Annotated in this window: 13 protein-coding genes; 4 read left to right on the top strand and 9 right to left on the bottom strand. The window is 70.4% G+C overall.

Annotation, left to right across the window (positions count from 1 at the left end):
- Positions 1 to 811: 811 nt before the first annotated feature.
- Positions 812 to 1,075 carry a WhiB family transcriptional regulator gene (locus G3I65_RS51375; protein ID WP_125314619.1) on the top strand — a complete coding sequence of 88 codons (264 nt, stop codon included), beginning with the start codon at positions 812 to 814 and terminating at the stop codon, positions 1,073 to 1,075.
- Positions 1,076 to 1,237: 162 nt separating this feature from the next.
- Here G3I65_RS51375 and G3I65_RS51370 read toward each other — a convergent pair whose 3' ends face one another.
- Entirely contained in the window at positions 1,238 to 2,233 is a 996-nt protein-coding gene (locus G3I65_RS51370; protein ID WP_160703253.1) for an RNA polymerase subunit sigma-70, read from the bottom strand.
- Between the two features lie 39 nt (positions 2,234 to 2,272).
- Here G3I65_RS51370 and G3I65_RS51365 point away from each other — a divergent pair, with 39 nt between their 5' ends.
- Both G3I65_RS51365 and G3I65_RS51360 read left to right on the top strand, forming a co-directional pair.
- A complete protein-coding gene (locus tag G3I65_RS51365) occupies positions 2,273 to 3,016 on the top strand; it encodes an SDR family NAD(P)-dependent oxidoreductase (protein WP_160703251.1) in 744 nt (247 codons plus the stop codon).
- Positions 3,017 to 3,358: 342 nt separating this feature from the next.
- Positions 3,359 to 4,555, top strand: coding sequence for an LCP family protein (locus G3I65_RS51360; RefSeq protein ID WP_160703249.1), 1,197 nt, complete (start codon positions 3,359 to 3,361; stop codon positions 4,553 to 4,555).
- 3 nt (positions 4,556 to 4,558) lie between these two features.
- Here the strand turns inward: G3I65_RS51360 and G3I65_RS51355 are convergent, their stop codons facing one another.
- The 7 genes from G3I65_RS51355 to G3I65_RS51325 form a co-directional block, all read right to left on the bottom strand.
- Complete coding sequence (locus G3I65_RS51355) at positions 4,559 to 5,737, bottom strand: acyl-CoA dehydrogenase family protein (protein WP_160703247.1); 1,179 nt, start codon at positions 5,735 to 5,737, stop codon at positions 4,559 to 4,561.
- Position 5,738: 1 nt separating this feature from the next.
- Positions 5,739 to 6,644: a 3-hydroxyacyl-CoA dehydrogenase NAD-binding domain-containing protein gene (locus tag G3I65_RS51350; protein WP_160703245.1), complete on the bottom strand. Its 906-nt coding sequence runs from the start codon at positions 6,642 to 6,644 to the stop codon at positions 5,739 to 5,741.
- Positions 6,641 to 7,387 carry an acetoacetate decarboxylase gene (locus tag G3I65_RS51345; protein WP_160703243.1) on the bottom strand — a complete coding sequence of 249 codons (747 nt, stop codon included), beginning with the start codon at positions 7,385 to 7,387 and terminating at the stop codon, positions 6,641 to 6,643. Before G3I65_RS51345 ends, G3I65_RS51350 begins: the two co-directional genes overlap by 4 nt.
- Positions 7,384 to 8,127 carry a crotonase/enoyl-CoA hydratase family protein gene (locus G3I65_RS51340; RefSeq protein ID WP_160703241.1) on the bottom strand — a complete coding sequence of 248 codons (744 nt, stop codon included), beginning with the start codon at positions 8,125 to 8,127 and terminating at the stop codon, positions 7,384 to 7,386. The genes G3I65_RS51345 and G3I65_RS51340 overlap by 4 nt, the downstream gene beginning before the upstream one ends.
- 48 nt (positions 8,128 to 8,175) lie before the next feature.
- Positions 8,176 to 9,318: a CaiB/BaiF CoA-transferase family protein gene (locus tag G3I65_RS51335; RefSeq protein ID WP_160703239.1), complete on the bottom strand. Its 1,143-nt coding sequence runs from the start codon at positions 9,316 to 9,318 to the stop codon at positions 8,176 to 8,178.
- A 114-nt stretch (positions 9,319 to 9,432) separates the two neighbouring features.
- Positions 9,433 to 10,338, bottom strand: a complete 906-nt coding sequence (locus G3I65_RS51330; RefSeq protein ID WP_160703237.1) for a LysR family transcriptional regulator — start codon at positions 10,336 to 10,338, stop codon at positions 9,433 to 9,435.
- A gap of 9 nt (positions 10,339 to 10,347) precedes the next feature.
- A complete protein-coding gene (locus G3I65_RS51325; RefSeq protein ID WP_160703235.1) occupies positions 10,348 to 10,899 on the bottom strand; it encodes a TetR/AcrR family transcriptional regulator in 552 nt (183 codons plus the stop codon).
- An 80-nt stretch (positions 10,900 to 10,979) separates the two neighbouring features.
- On the opposite strand from G3I65_RS51325, the gene G3I65_RS51320 reads away from it, so the two are divergent.
- Positions 10,980 to 11,393 (top strand): ester cyclase, encoded by a 414-nt coding sequence (locus G3I65_RS51320; RefSeq protein ID WP_160703233.1) that lies wholly within the window; start codon positions 10,980 to 10,982, stop codon positions 11,391 to 11,393.
- Here G3I65_RS51320 and G3I65_RS51315 read toward each other — a convergent pair.
- Positions 11,347 to 12,147 (bottom strand): HAMP domain-containing sensor histidine kinase (locus G3I65_RS51315; RefSeq protein ID WP_160703231.1); only part of this gene is annotated, 801 nt, incomplete at its 5' end. The two genes, G3I65_RS51320 and G3I65_RS51315, sit on opposite strands and share 47 nt — an antisense overlap.

The following is a 12,147-nucleotide window of genomic DNA, read 5'->3' as shown; positions in this document are numbered from 1 at the left end:
GACCCACGCCCGCGGGTCGTCGAGGGCCGGCCACGCCTCCAGCGCGTGGACCATCGCCTCGGCGGCCGCGTCCCGCGCGGTCTCGACCTCGAACCCGGCCTTGCAGAGGAACGCCACCAGCGGCGCGAAGTCGGCGCGGAAGAACGCGTCGAACTCGTCGTGACCGCCCACCGACCCCTCACCACCCCTCGCCTCCACTAGGACAGGTGCGGCGAGGTGACCGCTACGTGTAACGATTCGATCAAGACTGCCCGGTAGGAGTAATGGGCTGCTTCTCCTCGGTGACGCGATGTGACGAGTGACCGCGGACATGTCGGGTACCCGGCTTCGATGACCACGGGAAAACGACCCGGCGGCGGGCAGGAGCGGGAGCGAAGCCGCGAACGGCGGATTCCGGACGCCGGTGGGCTGCCGCGGCCCAGGTTCCCGCGGCGGGCGCCGTCGTGGCGAAGACCGGGCCGGGCGGCCTGGGGTTTCGGGCGCGTCCGGGCGGGAAAGCCTTGCCGGACAGGGGAAGGCCCGTCGGGCGGCCGCCGGGTCGGACCGGTCGGTGGAGCACGCTCGGGCGGTCTTCGCAAGGGACGCGCCGGAGTGGTTCGTCGCCGATCGGGTGACGTGATCGACATCGAGATCCCGGGAAGAAGGGCGTACTCTCACGTGTTGCAGTCTTGGTTGCCCGGTGGGTGAGCCGGGGACCGAAGCCAAAACCTCCTTGACCGACGCGGTTTCGCTCGCGCGTCCGCCCGCGGTCAAGTCGGTTGACGCGCGCTGACAATGGGAAACAGAAGAACGAAGGAGGTGAACGAAGGAAATGGAAGCCACGATGACGGGCTGGGCGGAACTCGCGGCCTGCAAGGACGAGGACCCGGAACTGTTCTTCCCGATCTCCGCGATGGGCCCCGGCGCCCGGCAGACAGCGCAGGCCAAGGCCGTGTGCGCCCGCTGCCCGGTGCGCGCCGAATGCCTCGGTTACGCGCTCGACAACGGGCTCGACCACGGTGTTTTCGGCGGGACCACCGCCGAGGACCGACGCCGGCTGGCGCGTACCGCGCCGCAGCGGCACCGAGTGGCCTGACCGCCGCCCGGTGACCTCTTCCCGGCGGCCAAGAGCAATAACACCGAATCCGGAAGAAAATCGGATGCGGGAGTGCGTGTGCCCGGGCGGGTGATTCTCTTGCGAATCACCCGCCCGGGCATTTTCACGCCCGCGTATGCCGTTCAATTCGCTTGCGCGGGATTACGACCCATGCTCATCGTGCTCACCTGGCCACGCTTCGGGCAGGTCCCAGGCGGCGGCCGGCGCCGACTCGAAGGCCGCCATCGCCGTGATCAGCCCGGCTTCGACCGTCAGCACGGTCACCCCGAACCACCGGAAGCCGTCGTCGCCCGGCCGCCGCAGGTAGGTGGCCACGGCGGGCCGGCCGTTGGCGCGGACCGCCCGCATCCGGAACCGCCCGACGCAGTGCGGTGACGCCGGGTCCATCGAGAGCGACAGCGCCCGGATGATCGACGCGCGACTGCCGAACCACAGGGTGTACGGCGGCATGATCGCCCGGGCGTCCTCGCGCAGCAGCCGCGCGACCGCTGCGGGGTCACCGTTCTCGTACGCGGCGATGAACCGCTTCAGCAGCGCCGCTTCCTCGGCCGTCGGGTCGCCGGCCGTCCACTCGGCACGGTGCGGCGGCAGTCGCTCACGCAACGTCGTCCGCGCCCGCTGGAGCGCGCTGTTCGCCGAAGCCACGCTCGTCTCCAGCGCCGCCGCCGTCTCCTTCGCCGGCCAGCCGAGCACGTCCCGCAGGACGAGCGCGGCGCGCTGCAGCGGCGGCAGGTGCTGGAGGGCGGCGAGGTACGCCAGCTCGATCGTCTCCCTGTCGACCACGGCGTCGTCCGGCCCGGCCCCGTCGAGCAGCCGGTCCGGGTACGGCTCCAGCCACGGCAGGTCGGCGGCCGCGATCGGCCCGTCCGCTTCCCCGGCGGGCCCGAGTTGGTCGGGCAGCACCCGCCGGGGACGGCGGGCGAGGACGTCGAGGCACGCGTTCGTCGCGATCCGGTAGAGCCAGGTGCGCACGCTCGCCCGGCCTTCGAAGCCGTCGCGGGCCTTCCACGCCCGCAGGAACGTCTCCTGCGCCAGGTCTTCGGCGTCGCTCAGCGAGCCGAGCATCCGGTAGCAGTGCACCTGGATCTCACGGCGGTGCCGTTCGACGAGCGTTTCGAAGTCCGGAGTGCGACCCACCCGGGCACGCTAGCGCACCAGGGCTGCCAGACTGCTGCGGTGAGCGGAACGGTGCTGGTGCTCGGCGGACGCAGTGAAATCGGACTGGCCCTGGCGAAACGCCTGGTCAGCGGCGACACCCGGCGGTTCGTGCTGGCCGCGCGGCCGGGCGCGGACCTGACCGCGGAGGTCGCCGCGCTGCGGGAAGCGGGCGCGGAAAGCGTCGAGACCGCGGACTTCGACGCCGACGACCTCGCCGCGCACGGCCCGTTCCTGGAGAAGGTGGCGGCCGCGCACGGCCCGCTGGAGACGGTGGTGCTCGCCTTCGGCATCCTCGGCGACCAGTCCCGCGCGGAGACCGACGCGGCCCACGCGGCGGCGATCGTCCACACCGACTACGTCGCCCAGGTCGGCGTGCTGACCCAGGCGGCGAACCTGCTGCGCGCCCAGGGCCACGGCAACCTGGTGGTGTTTTCCTCGGTGGCCGGCATCCGCGTGCGCCGCGCGAACTACGTGTACGGCTCGGCGAAGGCCGGCCTCGACGGCTTCGCGAGCGGCCTCGCGGACGCCCTGCACGGTTCCGGTGTCCACCTGCTGCTGGTCCGCCCGGGTTTCGTGATCGGCCGGATGACGGAGGGCATGGCGCCGGCGCCGTTCTCGAGCACCCCGGACCAGGTGGCGGAGGCCACGGCGGCGGCGTTGCGCCGGGGCCGCGGGGTCGTTTGGGTGCCGGGGGTGCTCCGGCCGGTGTTCTTCGGGATGCGCTTGCTGCCACGCGCGATCTGGCGCCGGATGCCCCGCTAGCCCGGGCGCGCGACCGGACGCCTGCCCGCGTGGTCTGCCCGGCCTCGCGGGGATGTCGTGAATGGGTCATTCATGTCGTCTGGTGAGGTGAATGACTCATTCATGTCGTCGCGGATGGGCGGATCGGCCGTGCTGCCCGGCGCGGCCACTGTGGCCACTGCCACAGCACTTCCCCGTGCCCGCGCCACCACCGTCCGTCGCGAAAACCGGCCGATCGGCTCGAACCGGCTCGGCCGATCGGGCAGCGTCACGACCTTCCTACAATTTTCTCAGCTGATTCCCAGCTAACCCGGTGATCCTCGAAGCAGGGGTTCAACCAAGAGGGAAGCAAGGGGAAGTGCCGTGCTGCTGTCGTCCCGGGGGCGCCGCGTCGGTGGGCGCGTGGCCATCGGCGTCGTGTCGACGCTGGTGCTCGCCGTCACCGGGTACGCGTGGACGCAGCTGAGCAAGCTGGACGCCGGCATCGTCACCGCGGACGTCATCCCGCCGTCGGCGCAGATCGACGGGGAAGACGCCGTTCCCGGCGAACCGCTCAAAGTGGCCCAGAACATCCTGCTCGTCGGGATCGACGCCCGCACCGACGCGTACGGCAACCCGTTGCCGCAGAGCGTGCTCGACGCCTTGCACGCCGGGAGCGGGGAGGACGGCGGGGACACCACCGACACGATGATCGTCGTGCACATCCCGGCGGGCGGCGCCGCGGCCACCGCGATCTCCATTCCGCGCGATTCCTATGTGGACATCGCGGACGGGTTCGGCAAGCACAAGATCAACTCGGCGTACAGCCGCGCCAAGAACGCTTCGATGCCCGGGTTGCGCGCGCAGGGGCTGAGCGGCGCGCAGCTGGAGGTCGCGGCGAACGCGGCGGGCGCCAGGACGGCGATCCGGACGGTCGAGAAGTTCACCGGGCTGACCATCAACCACTACGCGGCCATCAACCTCGCCGGCTTCGACGCGCTGTCGCAGGCGGTCGGCGGCGTCGAGGTCTGCCTCAAGGAGCCGGTGCACGACAGCTACTCGGGCGCGGACTTCGCGGCCGGGCCGCAGACGCTGTCCGGCGCGCAGGCGCTCGCGTTCGTCCGCCAGCGCCACGGGCTGCAGAACGGCGACCTCGACCGGATCGCGCGCCAGCAGGCGTTCCTGTCCGGAATGGCCAAGAAGGTGCTGAACGCGGGCACGTTCACCGACGTCTCGAAGCTGAACTCGCTGGTCAGCGCGGTGCAGGGCGCCGTGGTGCTGGACAAGGGCTGGGACGTCCTGAGCTTCGCGCAGCAGCTGCGGGGGATGACGTCGGGCGCGATCGCGTTCGCCACCATCCCGGTGCAGAGCCTGTCGCTGGCCACGCCGTCCGACGGCGATGCGGTGAAGGTCGACCCGGCGCAGGTCCAGCAGTTCGTGCGCACGGCGATCAGCACGCCCGCGGTGCAGGCCTCGGGCGACGACACGCCCGGCGGCGTCAAGCCGGTCGCGGCGACCACCACCAGGACGCCGGACAGCAAGCAGCCGGCGACCAGTGCGGCCGCCGGCTGCGTGAACTGACTCTCACACGAACGCGGACTGCCCGGTGATCGCCTTGCCGACGATCAGGGTGTTCATCTCGCGCGTGCCCTCGAAGGAGTAGATCGCTTCGGCGTCGGCGAAGAACCGCGCGACGTCGTAGCCGAGCACGATCCCGTTGCCGCCGAAGATCTCCCGGCTCCAGGCGACGACCTCACGCATCCGCGAGGTGACGAACGCCTTGGCCAGCGACGAGTGCTCGTCCTTGAAGATGCCGGCGTCCTGCAGCCGGGCGAGCTGCACGAGCATGCCCCACGACGCGGTGATGTTGCCGAGGCTCTTCACGAGCAGGTCCTGCACCAGCTGGAACCGCGCGATCGGGCGGCCGAACTGCTTGCGCTCCTGCGCGTAGGCCAGCGCGGCTTCGTAGGCGCCGATCATCACGCCCAGCGCCTGCCACGCGACACCGCCGCGGGTGGCGCGCAGGATCTCGGCGACGTCCCGGAAGGAGTTGATGCCCTGCAGGCGGTTCGCCTCCGGCACGCGGACATCGGTGAGCGTGATCTCGGCGTTCTCGACGATCCGGAACGCGGTCTTGCCCTGGATCTTCTCCGGCACGAAGCCCGGCGTGCCCTTTTCGACGACGAATCCCTTGACGTGGTTGTCGTCCAGGTCGCGGGCCCACACGACGACGTAGTCGGCGAAGGTCGCATTGCCGATCCACTTCTTGGCACCGTTGAGGATCCAGGTGTCACCCTCGCGCTGGGCGGTGGTGCGCATCCCACCGGCCACATCGGACCCGCCGAGCGGCTCGGTCATCGCGAACGCGCCGATCTTGTCCATCGCGGCCATTTCGGGAAGCCAGCGGTCACGCTGTTCCTGGCTCCCGCCGCTGTAGATCGAGTACATCGCGAGTCCGTTGTGGACACCGAAGAACGTCGCCACGGACGCGTCGGTGCGGCTCATCTCCATCGCCATCATGCCGGTGAGCAGGTGGCTGACCGCGGGCTTGTGCTCGCCGTAGCCCTCGTACGGCAGGCCGGCGAGGCCGCTCTCGCGGAACATCCCGATCAGTTCCTTCGGGAAAGTGCCTGCTTCCCAGTTCTCGTTCACCAGCGGCTTGACGTCGTGCTCCATGAACTCGCGCGCCTTGACCAGCAGCTTGTGCTCGTCGTCGGGCAGCAGGGCCTCGAAGTCGTAGAAGTCGGTGGTCAGGGTGTCCATGTCAGTTCTCCTCCACTGCGTGCAGAACGGCGAGCTGCTTGCGGTCGCGCGTCTCGGCCAGGTCCGAGTACGTGGAGGAGCCGTAAGCGGTTTCGACGGCTTCGATGAGCCGCTCCTGCTCTTCGGGGCTCTGGCTGGGATTGCCCAGCCCGGCCCACATCTTCTTCATCGACTTGCCGATGTGCTCGGCCATGTGCCGGTAGCCGCCGGGGCCGCCACCGAGGTGCGAGCCGAGGAACGGCCCGACGGTCGCCCAGCGGATGCCGAGCGAGTTCGTGATGACCTTGTCGAGTTCTTCCGGTGTCACGACACCCTGTTCGACGAGGTAGATCGCCTCGCGGCTGAGCGCGTTCTGCAGCCGGTTGCCGACGAACCCGGGCATCTCCTTGCGCTCCACGACCGGCGTCCGGCCGAGCGAGGTGTAGAACTCGACGGCCCGTTCGACCGACTCGTCGCTGGTGCGCTCGCCGGGGACGACCTCGACCAGCGGGATCAGGTGCGGCGGGTTGAACGGGTGTCCGATGAGGACCCGGCTGCCGTCGATGTCCCCGGTGAACGCCGTCGAGGGAATGGCGCTCGACGAGCTGAGCAGCAGCGCGTGGTCCGGCGCCTCGGCGACGAGCTGCGCGAACAGTTCCTTCTTGAACTCGACGTTCTCCGGCCCGTTCTCCTGGACGACGTCCGCATCTTTCACTGATTCAGTGACGCTCCCGGCGATACTCACCCGGCTCGCCAGCTCCTCGGCGGTCGTGCCCAGGTGCGGCGCGAACGTCTTCAGCGCTTCGGCGACGGCCTCGGCGAGGTCGGGGCGGGGGTCGGTGACCCGGACGGTCAGGCCGTGGTGGGCGAACAACGCCGTCCAGGACAGGCCGATCGTGCCGGCGCCGATGACAGCCGCGTTCTTCATGACCGCGCTCCCTTCAGGTAGTCGAAGACCGGCTTGACCGGGGCGAGCGTCAGGTCGGTGCGGATGTGGCTCGCGGAGACGACCTCCAGCACCGGCAGGTCCGCCAGCGGGGCCAGGACGTGCTGGAACAGCTGCAGCCGCGCGGGGCCGGTGTAGGCCTCCTTGACCACGACGTCGGTGATCTCGGTGCGGACCAGTTCCTGCACGCGCGGCGCGCCGTCGTAGCCCGGGATCGTCTTGAGCATGAACGTCGGGACGGTGATCTGGCGTTCGGCTTCGCGGGCGTCCAGTTCGTGGTGCTTGTAGCCCATGGTGGCGGTGGCCACCCGGAGCGTCCCGTAGTCCAACGTGCCCACGAGGACACCGTTGTCGACATAGAGGTTCGGGCTGCCGACCGTCTTCGGGTACGCGCTGACCTCGCGCCCGGACGCCGTCGCGGGGAAGTTGTCGAGGTACATCGCGTGCAGGTACTCGCCGCGCTCGCCGTCGAAGCTGACCTCGATCGCCTGGCCGGACTCGGTGTACGGGCCGTAGCCGGAGACGTCGCCCATCTTCATGACTTCGAAGCGCACCAACGGTTCTTCGACTTCGAGGGGGTCCGGGACGACCGCGCGCAGGGCGTCGGCGTCGGTCCGGTAGACGATGTTCAGGTACTCGCGGTCGGTGAACCTCGGGACCACGGGCGCGAACGCCGGGGCGGTCAGGGGAGTGGTCACGTGTCGGCGGACTTCTTCGATCTTCATTCGCCTGTCCACTTCGGAGCGCGGCGCTCGGCGAAGGCGGTCATGCCCTCGCGGACGTCGTGGGACTGCATCAGTTTCTTGATTTCTTCGCGCTGCACGGCTTTCGGATCGGCGGCGCGCACGATCTTCTTGACGGCGGCCAGCGCGAGGGGCGCGTTTTCCACCAGCTTCTCGGCCAGCTGGAGCGCGACCGCGGCGGCGTCACCGGCCGGCGTCACGCGGTTGACCAGGCCCAGTTCCCCGGCGCGGCGGCCGGTGACCGGCTCGCCGGTGAGCAGGAACTCCATCGCGAGGTGGTGCGGGATCCGCTTCGGCAGCCGGATGACCCCACCACCGGCGGCGATCAGGCCGCGCTTCACTTCGGGGAGACCGAACTTCGCGTTTTCGGCGGCGACGATCAGGTCGCAGCCCAGCGCGAGCTCGAACCCGCCGCCCATCGCGAACCCTTCGACGGCGGCGATCAGCGGCTTGCCCAGCTCGGCTTCGGTCAGGCCGCCGAACCCGCGTCCCGGGATCTCCGGGGATTCGCCCTTGAGCGCGGCCTTGAGGTCCATCCCGGCGCTGAAGGTGTTCTCGGCGCCGGTCAGGACGCCCGCCCGGAGCGCGGGATCGGCTTCCAGCTCGTCCAGTGCGGCGGCCAGCTGCGTCGCGACGGCGGCGTTGACCGCGTTGCGTGCCTCCGGCCGGTCGATCGTGATCAGCAGGGTGCCGCCGATCCGCTCAGTGCGTACTTCACTCATGACTTCACACTTCCTTGACGCCACTTTCGTAGGGAAAGATGCGTTGGTCTAGACCAGCTCGGCGAGGACTTCGGCGGTGTCCTGGCCGGCCAGCGGGGCCAGGCGGCGGATCGAGCCGGGCGTCGCGGAGAACTTCACCGGGATGCCGACCGTGCGGATGGTGCCCTCGCTCGGGTGCTCGACGGTGTCGAGCAGGTGGCCGTCGCGGACGTAGGGGTCCTCGTGCGCGCGGTCCAGTTCGAGCACCGGCGCCATCGGGATGCTGTGCTTCGCGCAGACTTCGGCCCACTCCTCGGTGGTCAGCGCCGGCGCGCAGGCGGCGATCTGCCCGGTCAGCCACTCGTTGTCGGCGCGGTCGATGGCTTCGCCGTTGACGCGCGGGTCCTCGGCGAGGTCCGGGCGCTCGGCGGCGGCGAAGAAGTCGCGGAAGTTCTTCGGGTTGTAGGGGATGACGCAGGCGAGGCCGTCCTTGGTGCGGACCGCGGCGTGGCCCTTCGTCAACGACAGCGCGAACCCGGTGGGTCCCTCGGCCGGCTCGTAGGTGTGCCCGGCGAGGTGCTCGACGAGGTTGAACGCGAGCAGCGTGTCGGTCATCGGGATCTCGATCTGCTGGCCCTGGCCGGTCTTGTCGCGGTGGACCAGCGCGGCGAGCACGCTGTAGGCGATGGTCAGCGACGACACCTTGTCGCCGATGATCGTCGGCAGGTAGACCGGCTCGCCCAGCGCGCGGTTGGCCACGTCGACCAGGCCGGAGGAGGCCTGCACGGTCTCGTCGTAGGCGGCGTTGCCGGCCTGCGGCGAGTCGCCGCGGAAGCCCTGCGCGTGGGCGTAGACCAGCCGCGGGTTGCGCTCGGCGACGTCGGCGTAGGCCATGCCGAGGCGGCTCAGCGCGCCGGGGCGCATGTTGGTGATCAGCACGTCGGCGGTGTCGATCAGCTTGAGGGCCTGCTCGCGCTCGGCGTCGTCCTTGAGGTTGAGGGCCACGCTGCGCTTGTTGCGGTTCACGTTCAGGTTCAGCGCGGTCATGCCCGGCGTGGTGCGGTACTGCCCGACGCGGACGGTGTCCGCCGGGGACTCGATCTTGATCACGTCGGCGCCCAGGTCGCCCAGGATCTGGGCCGCGTACGGGCCCATGACCACGGTCGAGAGGTCGATCACGCGCACGCCGTCCAAGGGGCCGGTGCTGTTCATCGTTCGTCCTTTCGCGCCTTGCTGTTTCGCTCTACCTCCGAAGCTAATAGCGGTGGCGTGGAAAGGGAATGATCATGATGCGAACAATGGTATGACCGCAGTGGTCATACCATTCTAGGTGGCCAGCGGCTCGGTGAAGATCTCTTTTGCGGCTTCGACGAGCTCACGCAGGTCGCCGTCGGCGCGGTCGCGGCGCCAGAGCAGGCCGGTGTCCAGCTGGGGGCGGAAATCCGTGAAGGGCAGGACGATGACGTTGTCGAGCCGGTAGCCGTGCATCGGGCTCTTCTCGTCGAGCATGGAAATGGAGAAAGCCTCGCCGCTGGAAATGATTTCCGACGTTCCGCCGTAGCCGGTATTGGTCAGTCGGATGCGTTTCTTGACGCCCAATTCGGCCAATTGGTGGTCGAGCTGGTCGAAGTACGCGGGCGTGATTTCCCCAGGTGAGGCCACGTACGGGAATTCGGTCAGCTCGGCGAGGCTGACCGAGTCGCGCCCGGCGAAGAGGTCGGCCGGGACGACCGCGCCGAGCCGTTCCGACATGACCGGCACCTGCTCGAGGGCGGGGTCGTTGACGGGCAGCCGGGCCAGGGTGAGGGCGAGCTTGCCCTCGTGCACGCCCTGGACGAGATCGGCGGTGGTGCCGGGCCACCGCTTCAGCTCGTACGTTTCGTGAACGCGCCCGGCGAGGGCGTTGACGCGGTCCCGCAGATCGGGGTGCACCCCGGCGGGCATGCCGAGGAAGACGGTGCTGCGCCGCGGCCGGGTCGCCTCCTGGATCTTCCAGGGAATCGCGCCGACCCGTTCGAGGACGTCCCGTGCGAGCGGCAGCAGCGCGGTCCCGGCGGCGGTGAGGGTGACGTGGTGGGTGCTGCGGTCGAACAGTGGCCGGCCGAGCTCGTGTTCGAGGTCTTTGATCCGCTGCGAGAGGGGAGAGGCGGCCATGTGCAGCTTCCGCGCGGCGGCGGAGAAGTTCAGTTCCTCGGCGACCGCGACGAAGTAGCGCAGGTGCAGCATCTCCATGGCCCGACCCTACGTCCCGTCCGCGGCCGACACTCCGCGACGGATCAGGCCCAGGAGGCGGCCCGCGCGGTCCGAAGCGCCGGAGAGCGCGATGCCGGTGGCGAGCAGGAGGAGGTCGAGGGCCTCGGTGTCCGCGGCGACGGCTCCGGCCGCCTTGGCGCGCTCCACCAGGGCCGCGGCCGTCTCGTTCACCGTCGCGTGCCACTGGGCGAACAGCGTTTCGTGGTCGCCGGCCGGGGTGGTCAGCGACAGGGCGAGGGCGCGCTTGTCCCGGACGTGCTCGACGAACGCCGCCAGCCACGCGAACAGCTCCGCGCCGGGATCGGCCGCGTCGAGCCGCGCGTCGGCCGTCAGTGACGCGACGTCGCTCGCGTACACGGCGATGACCAGCTCGCGTCGGCTGGGGAAGTGCCGGTACATCGTCGCGTTGCCGATGCCCGCGCGCCGGGCGACGCGGTCGAGCGGGGCGTGCGGGCCGTCCTCGGCGAACACCTCCTTCGCCGCGGCCAGCAGGAGCGCGCGGTTGTCGCGGGCGTCGGACCGGCGGGCTCGTGCGGGCATCGCGCTCCTTGCCAAATGGGGAGTTCCCCGGTTAGCGTAGCCGCACACTAACCGGGGAACTCCCCACTTAAGGAGTGAGCATGGACGCCGCCGAAGTTCACCGCCGGCTGATCGCGCTGACGCCGTTCACGGCCGAGAGCGTCGCGGAAGGCCTGCGCTACATCGACCCGGACGTCATCGACCACCGCGGCGGCGCCGGCGGCGACCACCACGGCATCGACGCCTGGCGGGCGAAGTGGGAGGCGATGCTGGACGGCGGGATCTTCGCGGGCTTCCGCGACATCGGAGTGCGGGTCGAGCAGAACGTCGCCGACGGCGAGTTCTCGGTGAACCGCTACACGAGCACCGGAACGGAGATCGCGACCGGGCGCAGCTACGCCGTGACCAGCATGGACATGATCCGCGTCCGCGACGGGCGGGTGGTCGAGCACTGGGCCCTGATGGACGTCACCGACCGGGCGGCCCAGCTGGCGCCAGGGGGAACGTCATCGTGAACGCCGCCCCGCCCTCCGGCGCCGGGCCCGCGGCCAACGTTCCGCCCATTCGCGTCACCAGGCCGTGCACCAGCGCCAGCCCGATTCCCGAGCCCACCGGACGCCGGTCGCGGTAGCGCGCGTTCAGCACCCCGCGCTCGAACGCCACCGGGTAATCCTCCGGCGCCAGCCCCGGACCGCCGTCGCGCACCGACAACGCAGCACCCGAAGCGGACACCGAGAGCGAAAACACCATCGGCGCCCCGGCCGGGGTCACCCTCAGCGCGTTCTCGGCCAGCCCGTCCACCACCTGACGCAGCCGCCGGGCGTCCGCGACCACCGGCACCGGGCCGGCCGGTGCCGAAACCGACAGCCGGACGTCTTCCCGGGCGCACCGCAGCTGCCACACCTCCGCGCAGTCGCGGACCAGGGCGGCCAGGTCCACCGAGGCCAGGTCCAGCCGGAACTCGTCCGCGCCCAGCCGCGCCAGCTCCAGCAGGTCCGTCACCAGCCGCTCCAGCCGCACCGCCTCGCGCTGGATCGTCTGACCCGCGCGCACGGCGTCGTCCCCCGACGCGACGCCGTCCGCGATCGCCTCCGCGAAACCCGTCACCGCGGTCAACGGCGTCCGCAGCTCGTGGGACACCGACAGCAGGAACTCCCGCTGCCGCGCCTCGCTCACCGCCAGCGCGTCGGCCAGCGCGTTCAACGAGCCCGCGACCTCCGCCACCTCGCGCGGTCCGCGGACCGGCACCCGCACGTCCCGCCGTCCCGC

The organism is Amycolatopsis sp. SID8362 (genome assembly GCF_010550475.1).
GTDB lineage: Bacteria > Actinomycetota > Actinomycetes > Mycobacteriales > Pseudonocardiaceae > Amycolatopsis > Amycolatopsis eburnea.
Note: the sequence above shows the minus strand (reverse complement) of the source record. Positions and strands in the feature narration are given on the sequence as shown.